The sequence below is a fragment of the Streptomyces sp. NPDC111628 genome (assembly GCF_055635195.1).
This window is the reverse complement of record NZ_JBVKBZ010000002.1, coordinates 143,059-166,421: the sequence shown is the minus strand read 5'-3', so window position 1 is coordinate 166,421 and position 23,363 is coordinate 143,059. Positions and strand designations below refer to the sequence as shown.

Annotated in this window: 26 protein-coding genes; 8 read left to right on the top strand and 18 right to left on the bottom strand. The window is 73.4% G+C overall.

The annotated features are described in order from the left end of the window. Positions 1-77 precede the first annotated feature (77 nt). A complete protein-coding gene (locus ACZ7MF_RS08780) occupies positions 78-2,231 on the bottom strand; it encodes a phage holin family protein (RefSeq protein ID WP_471475372.1) in 2,154 nt (717 codons plus the stop codon). 107 nt (positions 2,232-2,338) lie between these two features. Continuing rightward, entirely contained in the window at positions 2,339-2,740 is a 402-nt protein-coding gene (locus ACZ7MF_RS08775) for a hypothetical protein (protein WP_109028509.1), read from the bottom strand. Between the two features lie 94 nt (positions 2,741-2,834). Here ACZ7MF_RS08775 and ACZ7MF_RS08770 point away from each other — a divergent pair, with 94 nt between their 5' ends. Together ACZ7MF_RS08770 and ACZ7MF_RS08765 are read left to right on the top strand one after the other, a co-directional pair. Next, the gene (locus ACZ7MF_RS08770; protein WP_356865058.1) at positions 2,835-3,608 is read left to right on the top strand and encodes an MBL fold metallo-hydrolase; all 774 of its coding nucleotides are present in this window, start codon (positions 2,835-2,837) and stop codon (positions 3,606-3,608) included. Further along, on the top strand, positions 3,605-4,231 hold the full coding sequence (locus ACZ7MF_RS08765; protein WP_471475370.1) for a DedA family protein: 627 nt from the start codon (positions 3,605-3,607) through the stop codon (positions 4,229-4,231). Before ACZ7MF_RS08770 ends, ACZ7MF_RS08765 begins: the two co-directional genes overlap by 4 nt. Positions 4,232-4,272: 41 nt before the next feature. Here the strand turns inward: ACZ7MF_RS08765 and ACZ7MF_RS08760 are convergent, their stop codons facing one another. The 7 genes from ACZ7MF_RS08760 to ACZ7MF_RS08730 all read right to left on the bottom strand — a co-directional run bounded on the left by ACZ7MF_RS08760 (position 4,273) and on the right by ACZ7MF_RS08730 (position 12,398). Then, positions 4,273-5,313 (bottom strand): MBL fold metallo-hydrolase, encoded by a 1,041-nt coding sequence (locus ACZ7MF_RS08760; RefSeq protein WP_471475369.1) that lies wholly within the window; start codon positions 5,311-5,313, stop codon positions 4,273-4,275. Then, positions 5,310-6,623: an aminotransferase class I/II-fold pyridoxal phosphate-dependent enzyme gene (locus ACZ7MF_RS08755; protein WP_471475368.1), complete on the bottom strand. Its 1,314-nt coding sequence runs from the start codon at positions 6,621-6,623 to the stop codon at positions 5,310-5,312. Before ACZ7MF_RS08755 ends, ACZ7MF_RS08760 begins: the two co-directional genes overlap by 4 nt. A 190-nt stretch (positions 6,624-6,813) precedes the next feature. After that, positions 6,814-7,785: a hypothetical protein gene (locus tag ACZ7MF_RS08750; protein WP_471475366.1), complete on the bottom strand. Its 972-nt coding sequence runs from the start codon at positions 7,783-7,785 to the stop codon at positions 6,814-6,816. Positions 7,786-7,924: 139 nt separating this feature from the next. Continuing rightward, entirely contained in the window at positions 7,925-8,725 is an 801-nt protein-coding gene (locus ACZ7MF_RS08745) for an RNA polymerase sigma factor SigF (RefSeq protein ID WP_356865048.1), read from the bottom strand. Positions 8,726-9,011: 286 nt separating this feature from the next. After that, complete coding sequence (locus ACZ7MF_RS08740; RefSeq protein ID WP_471475365.1) at positions 9,012-9,428, bottom strand: VOC family protein; 417 nt, start codon at positions 9,426-9,428, stop codon at positions 9,012-9,014. 5 nt (positions 9,429-9,433) lie between these two features. Next, the gene (locus ACZ7MF_RS08735) at positions 9,434-9,934 is read right to left on the bottom strand and encodes a helix-turn-helix transcriptional regulator (protein WP_471475364.1); all 501 of its coding nucleotides are present in this window, start codon (positions 9,932-9,934) and stop codon (positions 9,434-9,436) included. 67 nt (positions 9,935-10,001) lie between these two features. Then, positions 10,002-12,398: an ATP-binding cassette domain-containing protein gene (locus tag ACZ7MF_RS08730; protein ID WP_471475362.1), complete on the bottom strand. Its 2,397-nt coding sequence runs from the start codon at positions 12,396-12,398 to the stop codon at positions 10,002-10,004. Positions 12,399-12,606: 208 nt separating this feature from the next. Here ACZ7MF_RS08730 and ACZ7MF_RS08725 point away from each other — a divergent pair, with 208 nt between their 5' ends. Together ACZ7MF_RS08725 and ACZ7MF_RS08720 are read left to right on the top strand one after the other, a co-directional pair. Then, positions 12,607-13,005 carry a DUF2795 domain-containing protein gene (locus ACZ7MF_RS08725; protein WP_393229102.1) on the top strand — a complete coding sequence of 133 codons (399 nt, stop codon included), beginning with the start codon at positions 12,607-12,609 and terminating at the stop codon, positions 13,003-13,005. A gap of 25 nt (positions 13,006-13,030) precedes the next feature. Continuing rightward, a complete protein-coding gene (locus ACZ7MF_RS08720) occupies positions 13,031-13,573 on the top strand; it encodes a type 1 glutamine amidotransferase domain-containing protein (RefSeq protein WP_471475361.1) in 543 nt (180 codons plus the stop codon). 66 nt (positions 13,574-13,639) lie between these two features. On the opposite strand, the gene ACZ7MF_RS08715 is transcribed toward ACZ7MF_RS08720, so the two are convergent. Continuing rightward, positions 13,640-13,918, bottom strand: coding sequence for a DUF6158 family protein (locus ACZ7MF_RS08715; protein WP_011030977.1), 279 nt, complete (start codon positions 13,916-13,918; stop codon positions 13,640-13,642). Positions 13,919-13,980: 62 nt separating this feature from the next. Here ACZ7MF_RS08715 and ACZ7MF_RS08710 point away from each other — a divergent pair, with 62 nt between their 5' ends. Next, the gene (locus ACZ7MF_RS08710) at positions 13,981-15,102 is read left to right on the top strand and encodes a baeRF2 domain-containing protein (protein ID WP_471475359.1); all 1,122 of its coding nucleotides are present in this window, start codon (positions 13,981-13,983) and stop codon (positions 15,100-15,102) included. Positions 15,103-15,181: 79 nt separating this feature from the next. Here ACZ7MF_RS08710 and ACZ7MF_RS08705 read toward each other — a convergent pair whose 3' ends face one another. Continuing rightward, entirely contained in the window at positions 15,182-16,801 is a 1,620-nt protein-coding gene (locus ACZ7MF_RS08705; RefSeq protein ID WP_471475358.1) for an ABC-F family ATP-binding cassette domain-containing protein, read from the bottom strand. Between the two features lie 134 nt (positions 16,802-16,935). On the opposite strand from ACZ7MF_RS08705, the gene ACZ7MF_RS08700 reads away from it, so the two are divergent. The 3 genes from ACZ7MF_RS08700 (at position 16,936) to ACZ7MF_RS08690 (ending at position 19,615) form a co-directional block, all read left to right on the top strand. Next, the gene (locus ACZ7MF_RS08700) at positions 16,936-18,441 is read left to right on the top strand and encodes a phosphatase PAP2 family protein (RefSeq protein ID WP_471475356.1); all 1,506 of its coding nucleotides are present in this window, start codon (positions 16,936-16,938) and stop codon (positions 18,439-18,441) included. A 127-nt stretch (positions 18,442-18,568) separates the two neighbouring features. Continuing rightward, the gene (locus ACZ7MF_RS08695) at positions 18,569-19,390 is read left to right on the top strand and encodes a class I SAM-dependent methyltransferase (protein ID WP_471475355.1); all 822 of its coding nucleotides are present in this window, start codon (positions 18,569-18,571) and stop codon (positions 19,388-19,390) included. Positions 19,391-19,444: 54 nt separating this feature from the next. Further along, positions 19,445-19,615: a hydrophobic protein gene (locus ACZ7MF_RS08690; RefSeq protein WP_471475353.1), complete on the top strand. Its 171-nt coding sequence runs from the start codon at positions 19,445-19,447 to the stop codon at positions 19,613-19,615. A 62-nt stretch (positions 19,616-19,677) separates the two neighbouring features. On the opposite strand, the gene ACZ7MF_RS08685 is transcribed toward ACZ7MF_RS08690, so the two are convergent. Genes ACZ7MF_RS08685 through ACZ7MF_RS08655 form a run of 7 tightly spaced genes read right to left on the bottom strand, consistent with a single transcriptional unit; the run spans position 19,678 to position 23,360 of the window. Beyond that, positions 19,678-19,974 carry a gas vesicle protein K gene (locus tag ACZ7MF_RS08685; RefSeq protein ID WP_356865025.1) on the bottom strand — a complete coding sequence of 99 codons (297 nt, stop codon included), beginning with the start codon at positions 19,972-19,974 and terminating at the stop codon, positions 19,678-19,680. A gap of 1 nt (position 19,975) precedes the next feature. Next, on the bottom strand, positions 19,976-20,158 hold the full coding sequence (locus ACZ7MF_RS08680) for a gas vesicle protein (RefSeq protein WP_003972471.1): 183 nt from the start codon (positions 20,156-20,158) through the stop codon (positions 19,976-19,978). Further along, the gene (locus ACZ7MF_RS08675) at positions 20,155-20,949 is read right to left on the bottom strand and encodes a GvpL/GvpF family gas vesicle protein (protein WP_471475352.1); all 795 of its coding nucleotides are present in this window, start codon (positions 20,947-20,949) and stop codon (positions 20,155-20,157) included. The genes ACZ7MF_RS08680 and ACZ7MF_RS08675 overlap by 4 nt, the downstream gene beginning before the upstream one ends. Then, positions 20,946-21,275 (bottom strand): gas vesicle protein, encoded by a 330-nt coding sequence (locus ACZ7MF_RS08670; protein ID WP_003972473.1) that lies wholly within the window; start codon positions 21,273-21,275, stop codon positions 20,946-20,948. Before ACZ7MF_RS08670 ends, ACZ7MF_RS08675 begins: the two co-directional genes overlap by 4 nt. Further along, positions 21,272-22,393, bottom strand: a complete 1,122-nt coding sequence (locus ACZ7MF_RS08665; RefSeq protein WP_471475350.1) for an SRPBCC family protein — start codon at positions 22,391-22,393, stop codon at positions 21,272-21,274. The genes ACZ7MF_RS08670 and ACZ7MF_RS08665 overlap by 4 nt, the downstream gene beginning before the upstream one ends. Next, positions 22,390-23,100, bottom strand: coding sequence for a DNA primase (locus tag ACZ7MF_RS08660; protein ID WP_471475349.1), 711 nt, complete (start codon positions 23,098-23,100; stop codon positions 22,390-22,392). The genes ACZ7MF_RS08665 and ACZ7MF_RS08660 overlap by 4 nt, the downstream gene beginning before the upstream one ends. Then, positions 23,097-23,360: a gas vesicle protein GvpG gene (locus tag ACZ7MF_RS08655; protein WP_007445595.1), complete on the bottom strand. Its 264-nt coding sequence runs from the start codon at positions 23,358-23,360 to the stop codon at positions 23,097-23,099. The genes ACZ7MF_RS08660 and ACZ7MF_RS08655 overlap by 4 nt, the downstream gene beginning before the upstream one ends. Positions 23,361-23,363: the final 3 nt, after the last annotated feature.

Genomic DNA, 23,363 nt, shown 5'->3' with positions numbered 1-23,363 from the left:
TGGTGCGCCTCTCATGGAACGGGGTCCGGGATCGCCGGACGCGCCCATGGTCGGGCACGGTCCTGCCTCGTTCCAAATCAGGCGCTTTTATCCTGTACGAACCCCTCTGCGACGGGAAAAGGTGCGCTGCCCGCGACGTTCGGCCGCGAATCGTCCACCGGGTCGACGGGCACCTGCGGGCCGTTCGACTCGCGCAGCCAGCGGCGCAGCACCCGGTGGACGTGTTCGGCGCCGACGATCCGCGCGTCCTCGGCGACCGGCGCGGACAGGACGACCGGCGACAGCAGGAAGGCGCGCGACTGGGCGCCGCCGAGTCCGCCGTGCGAGCCGATCTGCTCCTCGAAGGCGAGGACCTCGCCGTCGGCCGGGTCGTGGAAGGAGTTGACCATGATGTCGGCGGTGTGCGGGAAGGAGTGCGTGCGGCGTACGGCGTCGGCGGCGCCGGGGCCGAAGGGGGCGAGTGGCCCGGGGTCCTGGTCGAGCCGGTCCAGGGGCACCTCGGCGCCTCGCGCGCCGAGCACGACACCGCCGTGTTCCTCGCTGCGCACCAGCAGGAAGCCGATGCCGGGGTGGTTGGCGAGGGTCGGCAGCAGGGCGGGGTGGCGGGCGTCGATCTCCTCGCGGGTCATCCGGTGCGGCACGTCCGGGAAGGAGACCAGGCCCAGGTTGCCGGAGGCCAGCACGATCGGCTCGGAGCGGCGCCCGGTGGGGGTGTCGGCGGGCCGCTGCTGCTCGGCGCCCTCCTCGACGGGGCGGTGCAGGGCGGCCCGTACGGTGTTGCGCGCCTCGGCGCCGCTGCGGGTGCGCCGGGCGCTGCGCGGCACGGGCAGTCCGCAGCCGGCCCGCACCAGGTCGGCGAGGGTCAGGCCGTAGCGGGCGCGGAAGGTCTCGCCGGGGCTCTGGCCGTGGTCGGACAGGAGCACGACCCGGTACGGGCGGGGGGCGTGCTCGGCGACCTTCTCGATCAGGGCGAGGGACCGGTCGAGCCGCTGGAGGACCTTGGCGGCGTCCCGGCCGCCGGGCCCGGAGTGGTGGGCGACCTCGTCGTAGGCCACCAGGTCGGCGTAGACGGCGGTACGGCCCGCGAGCATGTCGCCCATCACGGCGGCGACGACGACGTCGCGTTCGACGACGGTCGCGAAGGCGCGCACGAAGGGGTAGAGGCCGCCGCGGGAGACACGCGGGCGGACCTTGTGGACGCGGGCGCGGGTGGACTGGCCGATCTCCCGGCACACCTCGGCGACGAAGGACATCGCGGTGCGCACGGCGTTGGCCGGGTCGGAGAAGTAGGCGAAGTAGCCGGATCTGGAGCGGGTCTCGCGGCTGCGGCGGCGGGTGGCTATGGACAGCACGAGGGCCTGTTCGTCGGCGCCGCCGCCGAACAGGTTGCCGCGGCTGGCGCCGTCGAGGCTGAGCAGCCCGCCGTCGCCGGTGCGCCGCACGGCGCGGTACTGGAGTTCGGCGGCGCTGGTCGGGCGGTTGCAGACCATGACCTCGCCGCTGTCCTTCTCGTACCAGCGGAACGCGGGGACGTCGTGGTTGCTGCCGTGCAGGATGCCGAGCTGGCTGGCGCCGGTCTGGCTGGACCAGTCGGTGCGCCACTCGGCGAGCCGGTGGGTGGCCGACGCGCCGTCGCGGCCGAGCCAGCGGGCGACGGTGGGCATGGCGCCGCGGTCGACGGCGTCGAGCAGGACGTCGTGGCCGACGCCGTCCAGTTGCAGAAAGACGGTGCCGGGGCCGGCCGGGCAGGGCGGTCCCGATCTGCGGCGGCGGTCGGCGAGGCGGTAGAGGCGGCGGCGGTAGGCGTCGTCGTCGCGCACCGCCAGGGCACCGCCGGTGGCGGAGGCGACGGCGGACATGACGGCGGCCACCACGACCGCCGTCTCGGGGGCGACGCCGCCGCGCCCGGCCGGGTTCACGTCGATCGCGAGGAGCAGCAGTCCGCCGTTGAGGAAGAAGACCAGCAGGCCGAGGACGAGCGCCGGCACCAGGAGCAGCAGGCGGACCATGAGCGGCCAGACCAGGGCGGAGAGCAGGCCGAAGGCACCGGCGCCGACCGCGGCGGTCATGGCGATGTCGGTGGCGCTGTCCCCGTCGGGCGACTGGAGCCGGAAGTCCGGCAGGATCCCGGCGAGCACGAGCATGGTGAGGGTGGACACGGCCCACACCGTGACACTCCGCCCGACCTGACTGGCGACCCGGCGCCAACGCCCTCCACCCACGCTCCGCACACCTCACGTCCCCGGCCCGTCGTCCGTGCGGGCCTTCCCCACCCTGCCACAACGCTCCGGAGTCCCCGTTTGTCCCCCAGGGTCCGGTTCACACCCCGCGGCGGCGGTCAGCGGCCGTCGTACCCGGCCGTCGGCATCGACAGTCTGCGGTGCACACACGCCTTCATCCGGGCGTCGTAGGACGGTTCCGCGTGGCCGACGGTCTCGACGCGGACGCCGCGCCGCGCGCACTCCGCGCTGAAGTCGTCGACGGAGGACAGCGCGCTCTCCAGCACCCGGCGGCTGGGCGCCACGAACAGGTCCTGCCCGGGGCGCACCCCGTCCCACAGGGCGTCGTGGTCGGGCCGCAGACCGCGCACCAGCAGCTGTCTGGCGACGACGTAGCCGTGCTCCGCGGCCCAGCGGGCGCACATGGCGTGCTGGCTGCGGGAGTCGACCAGGAAGGGGTCGTCGTCCAGCTGCTCCAGTGGCGTCAGGCTCGCGATCGCCGTCACCCGCACCGGCCCCATGGTGTCCCCCCTCACCTCCCGTCACCTCCCGTTTTCGCCGCCGACCCTACTCCTGGACGTAGGCTTCGGGGAGTCGCGCGAAGGAGGCAAAGGAGTGCCGGTGGAGCTCACGTGGTGGGGTCACGCCACCTGCACGGTCGAGGATTCGGGCATCCGCGTGCTCACCGATCCTCTGTTCGTCCGCCGGCTGGCCCATCTGCGTCGCAGGCGGGGCGCGGTGCCGCCGCCCGAGGCGTGGCGCGCGGACGTGGCGCTGGTGTCCCATCTGCACGCCGACCACCTGCATGTACCGTCGCTCGCGCGGCTCGCGCCGGGCACGCGCCTGCTCGTGCCCCGGGGCGCACGACGGGCGGTGCCGGGGCTGCGGCGGCTCGGGCACCTGGAGCTGACCGAGGTGGCGCCGGGTGACGAGACGACCGTCGGTGACCTGCGCATACGGGCGGTCCCCGCGCGGCACGACGGGCGGCGACTGCCGGTCGGACGGCACCGCGCCCCCGCGCTCGGCTACGTCGTCGAGGGCGAGGCGCGGACGTACTTCGCCGGGGACACCGGCCTGTTCGACGGCATGGAGCAGGAGGTCGGTCCGGTCGACGTGGCGCTGCTGCCGGTGGGCGGCTGGGGCCCCTACCTGGGCGCGGAACACCTGGACGCGGGGCGGGCGGCCGAGGCGCTGGCGCGGCTGGCGCCGCGTACGGCGGTGCCGGTGCACTACGGCACGTACTGGCCGATCGGGATGGACGCCGTGCGCCCCCACGAGTTCCACACGCCGGGTCAGGAGTTCGTACGCCTGTCGGCGCTGCGCGCGCCGGGCGTGGCGGTGCACCGGCTGGGGCACGGCGAGAGTGTGCGGGTGGAGGTCGCGCGGTGAGCTGGCTGGCGGCCGCGACGCTGGACATACCGACGGAGCCGACGCAGCAGGCGCTCGGCTACCCGTCGCTGTTCCTGCTGGTGCTGATCGGGGCGCTGGTGCCGGTGGTGCCGACGGGTGCGCTGGTGAGTTCGGCGGCGGTGGTCGCGATGCACCAGACGCTGCCGTTCGCCATGCTGATGGTGTTCGCGACGGCGTCGCTGGCCGCGTTCTGCGGGGACATGGCGCTGTACTGGCTGGGCCGGCGCGGGGTGGGCTCGAAGAACGGCTCGCGCTGGCTGGAGGCGATCCGGTCCCGGGCGCCGGAGGACCGGCTGGAGCAGGCGCAGGACAAGCTCGCCGAGCACGACGTCGCGGTGCTGGTGCTCTCCCGGCTGGTGCCGGCGGGCCGGATACCGGTGATGCTGGCCTGTCTGCTGGCCGAGTGGCCGCTGCGCCGCTTCGCCCGGGGCAACCTGCCGGCCTGTCTGGCCTGGGCGGTGACGTACCAGCTGATCGGGATTCTCAGCGGCGCCCTGTTCAGCAAGCCGTGGGAGGGCGTGGCCGTGGCGATCGCGCTGACCGTGCTGGTCAGTGTGGCGCCGGGGGTGTGGCGGCGGTTGCGGGGCCCGGCGAAGGCGTAGGCAGTCGGCGGGCACGGGGGCCGGGGCGGGGGCGGGGAGCGTCACTCGAGCACGCGGGAGGCGCCGATCGGCAGGTCCCACAGGCGTTCGCGGGGCAGGCCCGCCCGCTGCCAGGCGGCGCGTACGCGGGTGAGGGGTTCCAGTACCGGCTCGGCGGAGAGCACGAACGTGCCCCAGTGCATCGGCGCCATGTGGCGCGCGCCGACGTCCTGGGCGGCCCGCACCGCCTCCTCCGGATCGCAGTGCACGTCGCTGAGCCACCAGCGGGGGTCGTAGGCGCCGATGGGGAGCAGGGCGAGGTCGATGCCGGGATAGCGGCGGCCGATCCGGGTGAACCAGTGGCCGTATCCGGTGTCACCGGCGAAGTAGACGCGCCGGCCGTCGGGGTCGGTGAGCACCCAGCCGCCCCACAGGGTGCGGCAGGTGTCGGTGAGGCTGCGCTTGGACCAGTGGTGGGCCGGGACGAAGTCGAACCGGACCCCGTTCAGCTCGGTCGCCTCCCACCAGTCCAGTTCGGTGACCCGGGTGAAGCGGCGGCGGTGGAACCAGCGGCCGAGACCGGCGGGCACCAGGACGGGGGTGTCGCGCGGGAGCCTGCGCAGGGTGGGGGCGTCCAGGTGGTCGTAGTGGTTGTGGCTGACGACGACGGCGTCGACGCGGGGCAGGGCGCTCCAGGGGACGCCGACGGGGGTGACCCGGGGCGGGGTGCCGAGGATCCGGCGGGACCAGACCGGGTCCGTGAGCACGGTGAGGCCGCCGATCCGCACCACCCAGCTGGCGTGCCCGGCCCAGGTGACGGCGACGGTGCGCGCGTCCACCCGGGGCAGCGGGCCGGGGGCGCAGGGCAGCCGGGGGACGTCGGCGAGTCCGGCCGGGCCGGGTCTGACCGCGCCCTCGCGGGCGAATCTCGCGAAGGCCTTCAGACCGGGCAGCGGTGCGGTCAGCCGGTCGTGGAAGGTCCGCGGCCACACCCGGTGCTCGGCCGGCGGCCGGGGGGCGGCGAGCGGCGGGTGGGCGGCGGCCGCGTCGGTGTCCTTGGCGGAGCCGGGGGTGCTCGTGGTCGACCGGGGCTGCTGCGTCATCGAGGGGGCTCCCATCGCTGAGCGTCGCGGAGACCGTCGAAGACCGACCTCAGACCGGTCAACGCGCGTTGCACGTGTGGCAGTTCCAACGGGTCCGGGGACAGGAGGCATGCCGCCCGCCGCTCGTCGGTGCCCGCGTCGAGCAGGGGGCCGGTGGCGAGCCGGACGCGCAGGGCGGGCAGGTCGTCGCCGAAGCGGTGTCCGCCGGGGGCGGGCAGGCCGAGCCGGGCGGTGAGGTAGTCCTCCAGTTCCTGGGCGTCGCCGACACCCTCGGCGCCGAGCGCGTCGCGCAGCGGGCCGAGATCGGCGTAGAGGTGACGCCCTGCCTGCGGGGGGCGGGCGGTGGCGCCCGAGGCGACGACGGCCGCGTGCGCCGCGGCGGCCACGCGCGCGTGCAGGCGTACGGCGGCCGCCCGCCGCGCGGTGACCGGCTCGGGTTCGCCGAGCGCGTACCCGGCGGCGGCGGCGACGGGGGCGGCGACCCGGGCGCCCAGCGCGGTGAGCACGTCGAGCACGCGCGCGTGCAGTCCGTTCCCGGCGGCGGAGGCGGGGAAGCGGGCCACGGCGGCCGGCCAGGCCGGCGGGAGCAGCGCACCGGCCAGGTCGGTGACGACGGTGACCCGCTCGGGCAGCATCTCGGCAGGGCTGAGGAGCACGGTGGCGTGCGGGTCGTGCAGGGTGTCGCGCCAGGTCTCGTCGCTGACCAGGTGCAGTCCCTCGCCGGTGGCGGCCTCGACGGTCTCGTGCAGCAGCTCGGGCGGCGCGACGGTACCGGTGGGGTCGTCGGCGACGGACAGCACCAGCAGGCGGGGGTCGCCACCCTCCGCGCGGACCCGGCGGACGGTCTCCAGCAGGGCGTACGGGTCCGGTACGCCGCCGGACTCGGCGGGCGTCGGTACGTGGAAGACGGGCCGGCCCAGCAGTCGTGCGTACGGTGCCCACCAGGCGGCGCAGGGGCGGGGCACCAGGACGTCGCCGCCCAGCGCGGCGGTCAGCGCGAGGAGCAGGGCGCCCGCGCCGGGTGCGGCGGCGAGGTGGCCGGGGTCGGTGGTCAGGCCGCGCCGGTCCCAGTAGCCGCTCGCCGCGTCCAGGAGGGCGGGGGCGCCGCCCGCAGGTTCACCGCGTGAGCGGCCCGCGGCAGCGGCGAGCACGGCGGACAGTTCGGGCAGCACCGGCAGGCCGTCGTCGGGGAAGTGCGGGCCGTACCGCACGGGACCGTGTCCCACGGCACCGGGACCCGCGCCGGGGCGGCCTGCGGGTTCGTGGCCTCCGGTTTCCGTGGCCGGGCCCTCGGGGTCCGTGCGCCGCATGCCGTACCTCCGCGCGGTCCGTGCCGCCTGTCCGTGCCGTGCCCCGGTCCCGTCGGTCCCGTTCCCGTTCGCGTTCCCGTCGGTCCGGTGCTTCGCTCGCCGCTCGTTGATCCCAGTACCCACCCTGGCGCCCCGCCAAGGCTCCGGCTCCGGTTGCGCGCGTCACAGCCGGACCGGCGCCGGCGCGGGGTCAGCGCTCCCCGTCCTCCCCGCGCAGGCGCAGCCGCAGCCGGTGTGCGGCCGCCCCGCACGCGCCCGCGATCAGGACGCCGCCCACGACCAGGGCGGGCACCGAGTCGCCGAAGGTCCCACCGGCACCGGCCCGCACCCCGTGCTCCGCCGTCGCACCGCCGCAGGACGTGCCCGGGGTGACCGCCGCACCGCGCGAGGCGGTGGGTTCGGGGCACGGGGGCTTGGTGGGGGCGCAGGGCGTGCCGTGCGCGGAGGTCCCCGCGCGTGGGGCGGCGGATTCCCGGCACGCCGGCTCAGCGGCACCCGCACCGGCACCCGCGCCGCTCTCCTCCGGCACGCTCATGGTCGCGCTCCAGGGGTCGCCGTCCTCGCCGCCCGAGGCGTCCGGGCAGGCGCCGTCGACGGTCCAGTCGTCGGTGGCCTCAGCGGCGTCGCCGGTCTCGGCCCAGCCCTCGGTCCCGGCCGAGGGCTCGCTGTCCATGGCGCCTTCGGAGTCCGTGGCGCCCTCCGGGTCCGTGGTGCCCGCTGCGGGCAGCTCGGCGGCGAAGTCCTCGGCGGCGGCTATGCGCGCGGTGCCGCGGTAGGCCGGCCCGGACGCCGTCCCCGCGTCGTCCGCCACCTTCCGCAGCGCGACGGTGCCCTCCTCGAAGGCCGCCGAGGTGGCGTCGAGGCTCGCGGGCGCGGACCCGCCGGTCGGGCCGCACGAGACCGAGACGGTGACGGTGTCGCCGGGGCCTGCGTCCGCCGGGCTGACCTGCGCGGCGGCTTGCCCGGCGGACGGTGGCAGTGCTTCCTCTGCGGACGGCGGGGGCACGGCCGCCGAGTCGTCGGCGGGCGGCGGGACGACGGGTTCCCCCGCCTCTGCGGGGGGCGGCGGGACACCCGGGTCGGCCGCGCCGGCCCCCGCGGAGAGACCGAGGGCGGCACTGGCCAGCACGGCGACGGACAGGGCGCGGGCGGTGCGGCGCATGGGACGGGCTCCTTCGAGCGACGGCTTGCGGGGCACTGCACTCGCGCCCCTCGGCCATCACAGCCCGCCCGGCACGGGGACGCCCGTCACCGTGCTCCGTTCGCGCGAACGGAGCGTCCGGGCGGGTGAGTCCCAGGTTTCACGCCTCCGGACCCGGATCCCGCAGGACCTGCTCCCGCACCCGGTCGCAGCAGCGGGTGATCAGGCGGGAGACGTGCATCTGGGAGATGCCGAGCTGTTCGGCGATACGGCTCTGGGTCATGTCGTCGAAGAAGCGCATGTAGAGGATGGCGCGCTCGCGCGGGGGAAGGGCGGCCAGCCGGTCCTTGACCGCCTCGCGGTCGACGACCGTGTCGAGGGCCGGGTCGGGGGCGCCGAGCGCGTCGCCCAGCGAGTAGCCGTCCTCGCTGCCGGGGAGTTCGGCGTCCAGGGACAGGGCGGTGAAGCTTTCCAGCGCCTCGAGCCCGACCCGGACGTCCTCCTCGCTCAGGTCGGCGCGCTCGGCGATCTCGGCGACGGTGGGCCTGCGGCCCGGGATGGTCTGGGACAGGTCCTGGCCGGCGAAGCGCACGCGGTTGCGCAGTTCCTGGACCCGGCGCGGCACGTGCAGGGTCCACATGTGGTCGCGGAAGTGACGCTTGATCTCGCCGGTGATGGTGGGTACGGCGTAGCTCTCGAAGGCGTTGCCGCGCTCGGGGTCGTACCGGTCGACGGCCTTGACCAGGCCGAGGGCCGCGACCTGGCGCAGGTCCTCGTAGCTCTCGCCGCGGCTGCGGAATCGTCCCGCCAGCCGTTCGGCCATGGGCAGCCAGGCCTCGACGATCCGGTCGCGCAGCGCGTCGTGCTCGGGACCGTCGGGAAGGGTGGCGAGCCGACGGAAGGCGTCGGCGGTGTCGGGGGCGTCGTCGTGCGGGTGCTTCACACTGGCGTGGATCGGCATGGTGCGTCGCAACTCCCTCGGAGCGCGGGGTCCCGTCGTCGCACCGGACGGCAGCCCGGTCGGTGCGGCCCCGCGGATCGCGGCCGGAGGTTCGCAACCTGCGGCTCGCGGGGCGGCGGCACCGTGACGACGACGGGGCCCTTGGTCGGGCGGTCACCGTGGGAGGGCGTCCGGCCCCGGACGGACGCATCCGTGGCGGCGTCGTGCCGCTCCCACGGACGTGCCTCCTGTCCGAAGCACTGACCTTGCGCATGCCCCCTGTGCCCCGCGGCAAACCCCCGGCTTCTCAGCCCTTGCGCGGGCGGTGGAAGCGCACCATGTTGCCGGCCGGGTCGCGGAAGGCGCAGTCGCGGACGCCGTAGGGCTGGTCGACCGGTTCCTGGAGGACCTCGGCGCCCGCGGCGCGGACGTGTTCGAAGGTGGCGTCGACGTCGTCGGTGGCGAGGATGACGCCGCGCAGGTGGCCCTTGGCCAGCAGGTCGGCCATCGCCTGCTGGTCGGCGGCCGAGGCGTTGGGGTCCGCGAGCGGGGGTTCGAGGACGATGTCCACGTCGGGCTGCGCCGGGGAGCCCAGGGTCACCCAGCGCATCCCTTCGTACCCGACGTCGCCCCGGACCTCCAGGCCGAGGACGTCCCGGTAGAAGGCGAGCGCCCGGTCGTGGTCGTCGACGGCTACGAAGCACTGCGAGAGGCTGATGTCCATGCGCGTCACGCTACGGGCGGCGGCGCGGGCGTCGCTTCTCCGTTCCTGACCGACTCGCTCTTGCCGACCGGCGTCCCGCTCCTGACCGACTCGCCGTTCCTGACCGACTCGCCGTTCCTGACCGGCCGGGTGTAGACCTTCGCGACGCAGGCCGGGAGGGCGGCCCCGTCGGCGTGATCGCGGTCCCGGTAGGCGCTCGGACTCTCGCCGACCAGTTCGGTGAACCGCGAGCTGAACGACCCCAGCGAGGTACAGCCGACCGCGAAGCAGACCTCGGTGACGCTCATGTCGCCGCGCCGCAGCAGCGCCATGGCGCGCTCGATGCGGCGCGTCATCAGGTAGCTGTACGGCGTCTCCCCGTAGGCGGCGCGGAAGCTGCGGGAGAAGTGGCCCGCCGACATGAGGGCGACGCGTGCCAGCGCCGGCACGTCGAGCGGCTCGGCGTACTCGCGGTCCATCAGGTCGCGGGCCCGGCGCAGCCGGGCCAGGTCCTCCAGCGTCGTCACCCGACCACGATCCCACAGCACCGGACACCCCCGGTAGCGGTTCCGGCGCCGTGGGCAGGGGGCACGCTCAGGCGCCGACGTAGGCGGCGAGGTGCTCGCCGGTGAGGGTGGAGCGGTCGGCGACGAGGTCGGCGGGGGTGCCCTCGAAGACGATCCGCCCGCCGTCGTGACCGGCGCCGGGGCCGAGGTCGATGATCCAGTCGGCGTGCGCCATGACGGCCTGGTGGTGCTCGATGACGATGACCGACTTGCCGGCGTCGACGAGGCGGTCGAGCAGGCCGAGCAGCTGCTCGACGTCGGCGAGGTGCAGTCCCGTGGTGGGTTCGTCCAGGACGTACACGCCGCCCTTCTCGCCCATGTGGGTGGCCAGCTTCAGCCGCTGCCGCTCGCCGCCGGAGAGGGTGGTGAGCGGCTGGCCGAGGGTGAGGTAGCCGAGGCCGACGTCGGAGAGCCGCTGGAGGATCTTGTGCGCGGCCGGGGTGCGGGCCTGACCGGCGCCGAAGAACTCCTCCGCCTGGTCCACGGACATCGCGAGCACCTCGCTGATGTCCCGGCCGCCGAAGCGGTACTCCAGCACGGCGGGCTGGAACCGCTTGCCCTCGCAGTCCTCGCAGGGCGTGGCGACGCCGGCCATCATGGCCAGGTCGGTGTAGATGACACCGGCGCCGTTGCAGGTGGGGCAGGCGCCCTCGGAGTTGGCGCTGAAGAGGGCCGGCTTCACGCCGTTGGCCTTGGCGAAGGCCTTGCGGATCGGCTCCAGCATTCCGGTGTACGTCGCGGGGTTGCTGCGCCGCGAGCCCTTGATGGGGCTCTGGTCGACCGACACGACGTCGGCACCCGCACCGGCCGGGACCGAACCGTGGATCAGCGAGCTCTTGCCGGAGCCCGCCACGCCGGTGACCACGCAGAGCACGCCGAGCGGCACGTCGACGTCGACACCCTGGAGGTTGTGCGTCCGCGCGTCGCGGATCTCCAGGGCGCCGGTGGGCTTGCGGACCGATCCCTTGAGGACGGCCCGGTCGTCGAGATGGCGGCCGGTGACGGTGTCGGCGGCCCGCAGCTCCTCGACAGTGCCCTCGAAACAGACGGTGCCGCCCGCGGTACCGGCGCCGGGACCGAGGTCGACCACGTGGTCCGCGATCGCGATCGCCTCGGGCTTGTGCTCGACGACGAGGACCGTGTTGCCCTTGTCCCGCAGGCGCAGCAGCAGGTCGTTCATCCGCTGGATGTCGTGCGGATGCAGTCCGACGGTGGGCTCGTCGAAGACGTACGTGGTGTCGGTGAGCGAGGAGCCGAGGTGGCGGATCATCTTGACGCGCTGCGCCTCGCCGCCGGACAGGGTGCCCGCGGGCCGGTCGAGGGAGAGGTAGCCGAGGCCGATCTCCACGAAGGAGTCGAGGGTGTCCCGCAGGGCCGTGAGCAGCGGCGCCACCGAGGGTTCGTCGAGGTCGCGGACCCACTCGGCCAGGTCCCGGATCTCCATCGCGCAGGCGTCGGCGATGCTGATCTTCTTGATCTTCGACGAGCGGGCGCCCTCGCTGAGCCGGGTGCCCTCGCACTCGGGACAGGTGGTGAAGGTGACGGCCCGCTCCACAAAGGCCCTGATGTGGGGCTGCATGGCCTCCTTGTCCTTGGACAGGAAGGACTTCTGGATCTTGGGGATCAGGCCTTCGTAGGTGAGGTTGACGCCGTTGACCTTCACCTTGACCGGCTCGCCGTACAGGAAGTCCCGCAGCTCCTTGTCGGTGTACTCGCGGATCGGCTTGTCCGGGTCGACGAAGCCGGACTGGGCGTACACCTGCACGGTCCACTGGCTGTCCGACTTCCAGCCGGGGATGGTGAAAGCGCCCTCGGCGAGCGACTTGGAGTCGTCGTAGAGCTGGGTGAGGTCGATGTCGGAGACGGTGCCGCGGCCCTCGCAGTTCGTGCACATGCCGCCGGTGCGCTGGAAGGTCGCCTTGACCGCCTTCTTGTTGCCCCGTTCCACGGTGATCGCGCCGCTGGCCCGGACCGAGGCGGTGTTGAAGGAGTACGCGCTGGGCGGGCCGATGTGCGGCTCGCCGAGGCGGCTGAAGAGGATGCGCAGCATCGCGTTGACGTCGGTGGCGGTGCCTACGGTGGAGCGGGGGTCGGCGCCCATCCGCTGCTGGTCCACGATGATGGCGGTGGTGAGGCCGTCCAGGACGTCCACCTCGGGGCGGGCGAGCGTGGGCATGAAGCCCTGGACGAACGCGCTGTAGGTCTCGTTGATCAGCCGCTGCGACTCGGCGGCGATGGTGTTGAACACCAGCGAGCTCTTGCCCGAGCCGGAGACGCCGGTGAACACGGTCAGCCGGCGCTTGGGAAGGTCGATGCTGACGTCCTTGAGGTTGTTCTCGCGGGCGCCGTGCACACGGATCAGATCGTGGCTGTCGGCGACGTGCGACCCGGGTCCCTGCGTGCCCGGCCTCTTGGCGCTGCTCATCGTGTCTCCATCTGTCGGGGGCTCGGTGAAGGTGACGCCCTCAGTGCCTCGGTGGTCACACGCTAGAGGGCGCGCGGCGGCCCGCGCTTCTCGATTACTGATCCGCTCACGGACCGCGGAAATCGGAGCGGACCCGTCCGGATGAATCCGTGTCGGCGCGCGGTGGCCGGGTACGCGGTCGGCACCCCCGAAGGATCTGGAGGGAGACATGCAGCGAGGCAGCGACCGGATGAGCGTCCACCGCGACGACGAGATGAAGCATGAACTGCAGGGTCTGCTCAGGTCCGGGCACCCCACCCGCAGCGAGGAGTGGAACGACCCGGAGCCGGCCGCCGAGGACGATCCGGACGTCATGTACGGGCCGGTGACACCGGGCCGCGGACCGACGTACCTGGAGGCCCTGCGGCTCGAGCTGGCCCGGAACCTGACCCGGGGCAGCTTCCCCGCGGGACCGCGGGAACTGACCCGCACACTGCGCCGCGGCAACGCGCCGGACGCCCTCGTCGAGGGACTGGACCGACTGCCGCACAAGGCGCGCTACGACAACGTCCAGGAGCTGGCGGTGGCCCTCACCGAGAGCGGCCGGCCCGGTCCGCAGGGCGCGTAGGCGCCGGAAGGGAAACCGAAACTCCATGCGCATCGCATTTCTGACCGCGCCCGAGGGCGTGGAGCAGGTGGAACTGACCGAGCCGTGGCGGGCGGCGAAGGACGCGGGACACGAGCCCGTGCTCGTCTCCACGCGGTCCGGCGAGGTCCAGGGCTTCGACCACCTCGACAAGGCGGACACGTTCCCCGTCGACGAGGTGGTGGGCGAGACCTCCGCCGACGCGTTCGGCGGTCTCGTCCTGCCCGGCGGGGTGGCCAACCCGGACTTCCTGCGAACGGACGAGAAGGCCGTGGCGTTCGTCAAGGACTTCTTCACGCAGGGCCGGCCGGTGGCCGCCATCTGCCACGCGCCGTGGACGCTCGTGGAGGCGGACGTGGTGCGCGGCCGCACGATGACCTCGTGGCCCAGTCTGCGGACGGATCTGCGCAACGCGGGCGCCACCTGGGTCGACGAACGGGTCAAGGTCTGCGACGCGGGCGACAGCGTCCTGATCACCAGCCGCAAGCCGGACGACCTCGAGGCGTTCTGCGAGACCTACCTCGCGCAGTTCGCCAAGGCGGCCGGCTGAGGCGGGCCGCCGGGCGACGGGCGGACGGGCCACCGGTGAGGGAGCGCCGGTGGCCCGCCGCCGCGCTCAGCCACCGGGTGCGGCGGCCTGGCCGCAGCCGCGTTCCCGGGCGCCCTCGCGGGTGCGGCCCGGGGCCACCGGGCGCCGGGGGTTGCGGCGCAGCCACTCGCCCTCCAGCCGGGCCATGCGGTCGTTGTGGGCCCGCAGCGCGTCGTTCGAGCCGTACAGCAGGGTGTCGTGGCGCGTGCGGTGGATGGTCTCCAGCTCTTTCATCAGCTGCTGGTCGTCCAGGCGGCCCGGGTCCACTCCGGTCATGGTGTCGTCCCGCGTGTCGTGTTCGTTCATGCGTCCCGGGTACCCGCCCCCGAGCACTACCACCCCCGAGCGGCACCCGGGAGGGCAGCCACATGGATCTCGCGTTTCTGCACCCCCTCTACGAGCACCAGGGACCCTGGGCCTCCGTCTACGTCGACCTCTCCCGGCACACGGAGGACACCCCCCATGAGCGTGAGCTGACGGCCGCCGCGGTGGCCCGGGAGCTGGCGGAGCAGGGCGCGGACGACGCCACCTGCCGGGCGGTGCGGGAGGCGGTGGACGAGCTGCGGCACGCCACCGATCCGCACGGTCGGGCCCTGTTCGCGTGTGCGGGACAGGTGGTCCTCGATCCGGCGCTGGCCCGGCCCCCGTACGGCGGGACCACCGCCGACTGGGCCCCGCTGCCGCACGTCACGCCACTGCTCGACCTGGCCGGCGAGGACCCGGTGTGCGTGGTGGCGTACATCGACCGCAAGGGTGCCGACTTCGAGCTGCGCTCCGCGCTGGGCAGCTCCGACGCGGGCGGCGTGACCGGCAGGCAGTGGCCGGTGCACCGCACGAGCAGCGCGGACTGGTCGGAGCGGCACTTCCAGCTCCGGGTGGAGAACACCTGGGAGCACAACGCGGCGGAGATCGCGGACGCGCTCGCCGTGTGCCAGGAGGAGACCGGCGCCGACCTGGTGATCCTGGTGGGTGACGACCGGGAGCGGCGCTCGGTGCACGAGCGGCTGCCCTCGCGTCTCAAGGAGCGCGTCGCCGAGGCCTCCCGCGGCGCCGGCAGCAGGCTGCTGGACGACGAGGTGGAGGGGCTGCGCGACGACCACGTCCGGGCCCGCGCCCGCGAGGACCTGGACCGGTTCCTGGCCGCCCGGTCCCCGGACGACGAGGGCCGGGCCGGCGCGGCGGAGGGCGTGCCCGCGCTGGTCGAGGCAGCCCGGGAGCACCGCATCGACGAGCTGCTGGTCATCCCGGACGGCCCCGACACGCACCGCGAGGTGTGGATCGGCGAGGACGCCGACCAGGTGGCGGTGCGCCGTACGGAGCTGAAGACGCTCGGCGAGCAGAACTCCTGGTCGGCGCGGGCGGACGACGCCCTGCTGCGGTCGGCGGTGATGACCGGCGCGCCCGCGATCTCGGTGACGCCGGTGCTGCCGCCGGAGACCTCCCAGAAGGCGCCGGTGGGCGGCCTGGGGGCGCTGCTGCGCTGGAAGTGATCTCCCCGGGCGCCCGGGCCCCCGGGTTCCCGGGTCTCCTCCGGAGTCGGAGTCGGAGTCGGAGTCCGGAGTCCGGACGTCAGCGGGCCCGCTCCACCCGCCGTTCGTCCCAGACCGGCTCCGCCGTCTCACGCACCCGGCCGTCGCTGCCGAAGACCAGGTACCGGTCGAAGGAGCGGGCGAACCAGCGGTCGTGGGTGACCGAGAGGACCGTGCCCTCGAAGCCCTCCAGGCCCTCCTGGAGGGCTTCGGCCGACTCCAGGTCGAGGTTGTCGGTGGGCTCGTCGAGGAGCAGGGCGGTGACGCCCTGGAGTTCCAGCAGCAGGATCTGGAAGCGGGCCTGCTGGCCGCCGGAGAGCCGGTCGAAGGCCTGCTCGGCCTGCTGGGTCAGTTCGTAGCGGCGCAGCCGGGACATGGCGGCGCCCCGGTCCTGGGCGTGCTCGGTCCACAGGATGTCCAGGAGGGTGCGGCCCAGCAGCTCGGGGTGGGCGTGGGTCTGCGCGAAGTGGCCGGGCACCACGCGCGCCCCCAGCTTCCAGTTCCCGGTGTGCGCCACGTCGTCTCCGGCCAGCAGCCGCAGGAAGTGCGACTTGCCGGAGCCGTTGGAGCCGAGGACGGCGACCCGTTCGCCGTAGAAGACCTCCAGGTCGAAGGGTTTCATCAGGCCGGTGAGTTCCAGTTGCTCGCAGGTGACGGCGCGGATGCCGGTGCGGCCGCCCTTCAGGCGCATCCTGATGTCCTGCTCGCGCGGCGGCTCGGGCGGCGGTCCGGCCTCCTCGAACTTGCGCAGCCGGGTCTGGGCGGCGGCGTAGCGGGAGGCCATGTCATGGCTGACCGCGGCGGCCTGACGCAGTGTCAGCACCAGTTTCTTCAGCTGGGCGTGCTTCTCGTCCCAGCGGCGGCGCAGTTCCTCGAAGCGGGCGAAGCGTTCGCGGCGGGCCTCGTGGAAGGTGGTGAAACCGCCGCCGTGCACCCAGGCGTCGGCGCCCGCGGGCCCGGGCTCGACCGAGACGATCTTCTCGGCGGCGCGGGCCAGCAGCTCCCGGTCGTGGGAGACGAACAGTACGGTCTTGCGGGTCTCGGCGAGCCGCTCCTCCAGCCAGCGCTTGCCGGGCACGTCGAGGTAGTTGTCCGGCTCGTCGAGCAGCAGCACCTCGTCGGTGCCGCGCAGCAGCGCCTCCAGGACGAGGCGCTTCTGCTCACCCCCGGACAGGGTGCGCACCTGCCGCCACTGGGCCTTGTCGTACGGCATCCCCAGCGCGGCGGTGGTGCACATGTCCCACAGGGTCTCCGCCTCGTACCCCCGCGCCTCGGCCCAGTCGGAGAGCGCCTGCGCGTAGGTCAGCTGGGCGGCCTCGTCGTCCACCGTCATGATCGCGTGCTCGGCGGTGTCGACGGCGCGCGCGGCCTCGCGGATCCGGGGCGGCGCGACGGACACCAGGAGGTCGCGCACGGTCGTCTCGTCGCGCACGGAGCCCACGAACTGGCGCATCACGCCGAGGCCGCCACCGACGGCCACGGTCCCGCCGTGCGGTTTCAGCTCCCCGGCCAGCAGGCGCAGCAGGGTGGTCTTGCCCGCGCCGTTGGGTCCGACGAGGGCCACGACGGCCCCCTCCCCCACCCGGAAGGACACGTCGCCGAGGAGCGCCCTCCCGTCGGGAAGGCAGTACTCCAGGTGCGCGGCTTCGAGGTGACCCATGAGACCGGATTCTGCGGCTCCGGCCGCTCCCCGGGCAAACCCATTTCCGCCGCGGCGCCCGAGCCCCGGGCATGTGGCGCGGACCACGCGCGGACCACCGGCAGGAAACGCCGTCCGCAGGGTAGGCGGGATCCATGAGTCCCGACGTAGACCTCACCGCCGCCACGCCCGGCCCGCACCCCCTCCGCAACGGTTTCCTGCGGCTGGACCAGCGGTCGTTCGAGGCCGTCGCCTCCCGCACCTGGCCGGGCGCGGACCCCCTGCTGCCCCGGTTGAGCCGCGGCGCCAATCACGGGGTGCTGTGGTTCGCGGTGGGCGCCGCCCTGGCCGCGTCGCGCACCCCGCGGGCCCGGCGCGCGGCCGCCCGGGGGATCGCCTCGCTGGGTCTGGCCTCGCTGACGATCAACACCCTGGGCAAGCGCTCGGTGCGGCGCCCCCGTCCGGTACTGGACCCGGTGCCGCTGGTCCGGCAGCTGAAGCGGCAGCCGATCACGACGTCCTTCCCCTCGGGGCACGCCGCGTCGGCCGCGGCGTTCGCGACCGGGGTGGCGCTGGAGTCCCCGGCGTGGGGTGCGGCGGTGGCCCCGGTGGCCGCCGCGGTGGCCCTGTCGCGGGTCTACACGGGCGTCCACTTCCCGAGCGACGTCCTGGCCGGTGCCGCCCTCGGGGCGGGGGCCGCGTTCGCCGTACGGGGTCTGGTGCCGACCCGGGCCCAGCACACCCCGCCGGCCCGGCCGCGCGCCGAGGTGCCCGCGCTGCCGGGGGGCGAGGGGCTCGTGATGGTCGCCAACGTCGGCTCGGGCACCTCGGACCGGGTGCGGGCCCTGTGCGACGCGCTGCCCGACGCGGAGGTCGTGGAGTGCGAGCCCGGGGACGTCCGGGCCGAACTCGAGAAGGCGGCCGGTCATGCCCGGGCGCTCGGCGTGTGCGGCGGCGACGGCACCGTGAACGCCGCGGCCGAGATCGCGCTCCGCCACGGCCTGCCGCTCGCGGTCCTGCCCGGCGGCACGCTCAACCACTTCGCCTACGACCTGGGTGTGGAGGACGTACGGGATCTGTGCGGGGCGCTGGAGCGGGGCGAGGGGGTGCGGGTGGACGTGGGCCGGTTCGCCTCCGGCGGGCGGCGCGGTGTCTTCCTGAACACCTTCAGCCTCGGCGTGTACCCGGAGCTGGTCAACGAGCGGGAGCGCTGGTCGCCCCGGATCGGCGGCTGGCCGGCCGGGGTGCTCGCCGCCGTGCGGGTGCTGCGCGCCGACCGGCACCCGCTGGAGGCCGAGGTGCGCGGCCGCAGGCGCCCGCTGTGGATGCTGTTCGCGGGCAACGGCACGTACCACCGCCGCGGGCTCGCCTCGGGACGCCGGCTCGACCTGGCGGACGGACAGTTGGACGTGCGGGTGGTGCACGGGGGCCGCCGGCCGGCCCTGCGGCTGCTGTCCGCGGCCCTCGCCGGACCGCTGACCCGCTCCCCCGCCCACGCGGCGGTGCAGGTGCCCCGGCTGCGCCTGTCGGGGGTCGCGCCCGGCACGCTGATGGCGTACGACGGCGAGCTGACGGAGACCGAGGGCGACCTGACGCTGGAGAAGCTGCCCGAGGCGCTCACGGTGTACCGGCCGCTGCCCGGCGGCGGCCTGTTCACCTGACACCACGCCCCTCTCCTGACAGCACACTCCTCTCCTGACGCCTCGTCAGTCCACATGGCAAAACGGCGATCTCACCATGCGGCCGGTGGGCGTACCGTGATCACACTGTCGGGAGAGGGGATCGACCATGCCGAAGCCGCATGAGACCGCCGTCTACACGCACGGGCACCACGAGTCCGTGCTGCGCTCGCACACCTGGCGCACCGCCGAGAACTCCGCCGCCTATCTGCTCGGATCCCTGCGGCCCCACATGCGGATCCTGGACATCGGCTGCGGGCCGGGCACCATCACCGCCGACCTGGCGGAACTGGTTGCGGACGGCCACGTCACCGGCGTGGACCGGTCGCCGGAGATCGTGGAGCGGGCCAGGGCCACGGCCGCCGCGCGGGGGCTTGAGAACACCGACTTCGCGGTCGCGGACGTACACGCGCTGGACTACCCGGACGACACCTTCTGCGTGGTCCACGCCCACCAGGTGCTCCAGCACGTGGGTGACCCGGTGCAGGCACTGCGCGAGATGAAGCGGGTCGCGCGCCCGGGCGGGTTCGTCGCCGTCCGTGATTCCGACTACGGGGCCATGACCTGGTACCCCGCGTCCGCGGGCATGGACGACTGGCTGGACCTGTACCACCGGGTGGCCCGCGCCAACGGCGGCGAGCCGGACGCCGGACGCCGGCTGAAGGCCTGGGCGCTCGAGGCGGGATTCACCGACATCACGGCGACCTCGGCCACCTGGACCTTCACCACGCCCGAGGAGCGGGAGTGGTGGAGCGGCCTGTGGGCGGACCGCACCCTGGCGTCGGCGTACGCGGAGCGCGCCACCGAGGGCGGCCATGCGACGCCGGAGGAACTGCGCGCCGTCTCGGCGGCCTGGCGGGACTGGGGAAAACACCCGGAAAGCTGGTTCAGCGTTCTGCACGGAGAGATTCTGTGCCGAAAGGAAGCGTGACCGACGCCTGTTCGGTGAAATCCGGGAAACCAGTACGGCAGGAGGTTCAACATTATGGTTCCGCTTCTGCTCGTACTGCTTCTCGCGATCGTTCTTTTCGGTGTCGGATTCGCGGTGAAGATTCTCTGGTGGATCGCTCTGGCGGTTCTGGTCCTGTGGGTGATCGGTTTCCTGGCCCGCGGGACGACGACCGGCGGCGGCAGGGGCCGCTGGTACCGGTGGTGAACAACCGGTGACGCACGACAGGTGACGCACGACAGGTGACGAGGCTGCTGCCCCGGGAGTACTCACTCCCGGGGCAGCAGCGGTCCCAGCGGCCCGAGGTCCAGGTTCAGGTCCTCGGGCCGCAGTCCGTAGCGGTCACGCAGTTCGGTCATGCGGTCGTCGAGGAGCATCAGGGTGAGCCCGATCCGCTCTTCCTGGTCCTCGCTCAGGTCGCCCTCGTCGACACGGCGCAGCGCCTGGCGTTCCATGAGCTGACGCAGCAGTTCGACGACCGTCAGGACCAGCTTGATCAGATCGCGCTCGACCGTGTCGGGATCGAGGTCGAGGCGGCGCTTGCGGGGCTCGGCGGGTTCGGTCACGTCAGTCCCCGAACGGTGAGGGTACGTTGCGGTTGACCGAGCTGATCAGCGCGTTCAGATCGATGCGGACCAGGTCGACGTCCGCGATGCGCAGCGTGACGTCACCGGTGATGACGACTCCGCCCGCCAGCAGCCGGTCGAGCAGGTCGACCAACGCGATCTCGCGGCGCTCCACGACGGTCACGATCCCGCCTCCTCTGTCTCTCCGGCGAAGGAATAGGCCGCCCACGGACCGGTGAGTTCCACGCGAATTCCGGGGGCGTCGTCCTTCGTACGGTCCACCATTTCGACGAATTCCTCGGATGCGTCGCGGGCCACCAAATAGGCGGCATTGAGAACGTTCCGACCGGCGGCACCGGAAAGGCGGGGGTTCTGCGGCGCGTGCAGCCGGGCGTCGTCGGCCCGGTCGGACAGCGTCGTGTGCAGACCGGTGGCGAACTCCTCGGCCCTGCTCCACAGGTCGTCGTTCGCCCGGGACTGCCGGCGCCGCTGCCGCAGGTAGTCCCGGCCCGAGGCGGGCTTCGGCGCGGGCTGTGCCGACGCGGCCGACCGCTCGGACTCCGCCTGCTGCGCCGGATCCGCCTCGACGTACACCTTCACGCCCCACTCCACCCGGCCGTCCAGCCGGTCGAGTGTGCGCCGGAAGGCCGCCTCGCGCTCCTCCAGCATCACGCGTACGCCGCTGTCGTCCCTGAAGACGGTGGCCAGCCGGAGCGGCAGCGGGGTGGTGACGGCGGTGAGCGCGTCGACCACCTGCTGGTGGGCGCGGGCGGTGGCGGTCAGCCAGTCCAGGTCCTCCAGGTGGTCGCGCAGCGCCTCCTCGCCGAAGTCGGCCTCGGGCACATGGCTGACGACGGCGACCAGGTCGCCGTGCGGCAGCAGCCGGGGCGGGTCGTCCGCCACGCCCGTGAGCTGGGACTGGAGCGCCGCGCCGAAGGGGCGGCAGACGGCGTAGACGTAGCGCAGTCCGGTCACGGCGCCTCCTCCCTCGGTACGCGGCCCGGGTCCAGCTCACGCAGGCGTTCGCGGAGCGCCGCGTTCTCCCGGGTGAGTTCGTCGTGCCGGGCGCGCGAGGACAGTGCGGGGTCGCTCTCCCACCAGTCGATGCCCATCTCCTTGGCCTTGTCGACGGAGGCGACGACGAGCCGCAGCTTGATGGTCAGCAACTCGATGTCGAGCAGGTTGATCTTGATGTCGCCCGCGATCACGACTCCCTTGTCGAGCACCCGTTCCAGGATGTCGGCGAGGTTGGCGCTCTGTCCCTGGCCGTAGGGATCGGGCAGCCGGCTGGGGGTGGTCATCGACGGCTCCCGCCCTCGGCGTCCTCGTACTCGTACTCGTCCTCGACCTCGTCACGGGACGCGTACTCGTCCTCCCCTGCTTCCTTGTCCTCCTCGGGCTCCTCGTACTCGCCCTCCGGTTCTTCCTCGTACTCCTCTTCTGGCTCGCCCTCCGCCTCCTCCTCGTACTCACCCTCGGGCTCCTGCTCCTGCTCCTGCTCCTGCTCCTGCTCCTGCTCCGCCTGCCGGTCCTCTTCCTCCTCCTCGGCGACCGCGTCCTCGTGGCTGCGGACGACCTCGCCGTCGCGGATCTCACCGCGCCAGCCGTCGTCGGCCTCGCCCTTGAAGGTGATGTGGCGGACGTAGTTCTTGAGGTCGAGCCGGGCCCGGCGGCCCTGGGCGCGCCAGATGTTGCCGGTCTTCTCGAACAGGCCCTTCGGGTAGTACTCGATGACCAGGACGACCCGGGTCAGGCTGTCGGCCAGCTCGTGGAAGCTGACGACGCCCTTGGTCGAACCCTTGGCACCCTCCGACGTCCAGGAGATCCGGTCGTCGGGCACCTGCTCGGTGGTCGTCGCCTTCCAGCTGCGGTTGGACCAGAAGACCTTCAGCTGCCAGTCGGAGGACGTGTCGTCGGCGCGGTTCGCGCTCTTGACGCCCTTGGCGAAGGTGCTGAAGTCCTGGTACTGGGTCCACTGGTCGTAAGCGGTGCGGAGCGGCACGCCCACGTCGACGTACTCGATGATGACGGTCGGCTTCTGGCCCCCACCGCCCTTCTTGCGGCCCTTGCCGCCGGTGAGGTTCTTGAAGGCGCCGACCACGTTGTCCTTCACCTTGCCCGCGCCGACCTCGAAGGCGGCCCGCATCGGGCTCTTGCCCTCGGCGAGCTTGCGTCCGCCGTCGAGGGCGAGCTTGGCGAATCCCGGGCTGTTGCCCTCCGCGATGTCGTTGAGCCTGCCGGTGGTCTCGCCGAGCTTGGTGCCGACGCCGGTCAGCAGCCGGGTGGCCTGGGCGGCGAGGTAGTCCTGCACCTCGGCCTTGAGGCGGTCGGCCGCCTCGCTCTGCGCCACGTCGGCCAGCGGGTTCTTCTTCGCGGCCTTTCCCGCCGTGGAGGCCGCGGACCCCAGGGAGTCACTCATCGCTCACCACCGTCCTTCGACCGCCGGGCACCGGCGCCGCGGGCGGCGCTCCTGGCTCCTGCCGTCTTCTTTCCGGCCGCCTTCTTGGCGGGCTGGGCACGCTTGGCCGCCGCCTTCTTCGCGGGGGCCTTGGCGGCGGCCTTCTTCGCGGGCGCCTTCCTGGCCGTCCCGCGCGACTCGGGCGGTGCCTTCTTCGCGGGCCGCGCGCGCCGCGGCGCGGGCCGCTCCTCGGGCTCCTCGGCCTGCTCGGGCTCTTCGGCGTCCTGGTGCTCCTCGGACTCCTCCGGTTCGTCCCGCTCCCTGGCCTCCTCGTACTCCGAGTCCTCCGAGGCCTCGGAGTCGCGGGAGTCGCGGGAGTCGTCGGATCCGGTGCCGGGTGCCCGGGACGCCACGCCGGAGAGCTGGTCGCGCACCTCGGCGGTGCGCCCGTGCAGCCGGTCGGCGAGCGCGTCGATCTGCCGCTCGACCATGGCACCCGAGGCCGCCTTGCCCACGCCCCGCAGGTCGGTGCGCAACTGGTCCCCGATCTCCTTGAACTGCGGGTTGTTCTGCAGTTGGCCGGAGACCAGTTCGGCGATGCCCTTCGGGGTCAGGTTCAGCTTCTTGCCGGCCACCATGGTGCCCACGGCGACCGCCATTTTCAGCTTCTTCGTGCGTCCCAGCAGGTATCCGGCCCCTATGGCGAGGCCCAGTCCCACTCGATTCATGGTGCCGTCCCGTTGCCCAATCCCGCGCTCGTGCGCGTAGCGATCTCCAGCCGGTCCAGGAGCTCGTCCTCCTGTCGGTCGAACTCCTCCTCCGTGATCTCACCGGCCTCCAACTGCTCTTCCAGGCGGGCAAGTTCGGCCCGTACCGTGGCGGGGTCGTAGTAGATCCGCTCGGCCTCCTCCAGCACCTGTCTGATGGCCCAGCCGCTGCCGCGCACCGGTGCGAACGGCAGCAGCAGGACCTCCGAGATCAGTCCCATGTC

What these genes read in the sequence shown, in the direction of transcription:
- ACZ7MF_RS08775 (WP_109028509.1), bottom strand. Translation starts at nt 2,740, where the DNA reads ATGGGGCCGGTGCGGGTGACGGCGATCGCGAGCCTGACGCCACTGGAG.
- ACZ7MF_RS08760 (WP_471475369.1), bottom strand. Translation starts at nt 5,313, where the DNA reads ATGACGCAGCAGCCCCGGTCGACCACGAGCACCCCCGGCTCCGCCAAG.
- ACZ7MF_RS08755 (WP_471475368.1), bottom strand. Translation starts at nt 6,623, where the DNA reads ATGCGGCGCACGGACCCCGAGGGCCCGGCCACGGAAACCGGAGGCCAC.
- ACZ7MF_RS08750 (WP_471475366.1), bottom strand. Translation starts at nt 7,785, where the DNA reads ATGCGCCGCACCGCCCGCGCCCTGTCCGTCGCCGTGCTGGCCAGTGCC.
- ACZ7MF_RS08745 (WP_356865048.1), bottom strand. Translation starts at nt 8,725, where the DNA reads ATGCCGATCCACGCCAGTGTGAAGCACCCGCACGACGACGCCCCCGAC.
- ACZ7MF_RS08740 (WP_471475365.1), bottom strand. Translation starts at nt 9,428, where the DNA reads ATGGACATCAGCCTCTCGCAGTGCTTCGTAGCCGTCGACGACCACGAC.
- ACZ7MF_RS08730 (WP_471475362.1), bottom strand. Translation starts at nt 12,398, where the DNA reads ATGAGCAGCGCCAAGAGGCCGGGCACGCAGGGACCCGGGTCGCACGTC.
- ACZ7MF_RS08725 (WP_393229102.1), top strand. Translation starts at nt 12,607, where the DNA reads ATGCAGCGAGGCAGCGACCGGATGAGCGTCCACCGCGACGACGAGATG.
- ACZ7MF_RS08720 (WP_471475361.1), top strand. Translation starts at nt 13,031, where the DNA reads ATGCGCATCGCATTTCTGACCGCGCCCGAGGGCGTGGAGCAGGTGGAA.
- ACZ7MF_RS08715 (WP_011030977.1), bottom strand. Translation starts at nt 13,918, where the DNA reads ATGAACGAACACGACACGCGGGACGACACCATGACCGGAGTGGACCCG.
- ACZ7MF_RS08710 (WP_471475359.1), top strand. Translation starts at nt 13,981, where the DNA reads ATGGATCTCGCGTTTCTGCACCCCCTCTACGAGCACCAGGGACCCTGG.
- ACZ7MF_RS08705 (WP_471475358.1), bottom strand. Translation starts at nt 16,801, where the DNA reads ATGGGTCACCTCGAAGCCGCGCACCTGGAGTACTGCCTTCCCGACGGG.
- ACZ7MF_RS08700 (WP_471475356.1), top strand. Translation starts at nt 16,936, where the DNA reads ATGAGTCCCGACGTAGACCTCACCGCCGCCACGCCCGGCCCGCACCCC.
- ACZ7MF_RS08695 (WP_471475355.1), top strand. Translation starts at nt 18,569, where the DNA reads ATGCCGAAGCCGCATGAGACCGCCGTCTACACGCACGGGCACCACGAG.
- ACZ7MF_RS08690 (WP_471475353.1), top strand. Translation starts at nt 19,445, where the DNA reads ATGGTTCCGCTTCTGCTCGTACTGCTTCTCGCGATCGTTCTTTTCGGT.
- ACZ7MF_RS08670 (WP_003972473.1), bottom strand. Translation starts at nt 21,275, where the DNA reads ATGACCACCCCCAGCCGGCTGCCCGATCCCTACGGCCAGGGACAGAGC.
- ACZ7MF_RS08665 (WP_471475350.1), bottom strand. Translation starts at nt 22,393, where the DNA reads ATGAGTGACTCCCTGGGGTCCGCGGCCTCCACGGCGGGAAAGGCCGCG.
- ACZ7MF_RS08660 (WP_471475349.1), bottom strand. Translation starts at nt 23,100, where the DNA reads ATGAATCGAGTGGGACTGGGCCTCGCCATAGGGGCCGGATACCTGCTG.
- ACZ7MF_RS08655 (WP_007445595.1), bottom strand. Translation starts at nt 23,360, where the DNA reads ATGGGACTGATCTCGGAGGTCCTGCTGCTGCCGTTCGCACCGGTGCGC.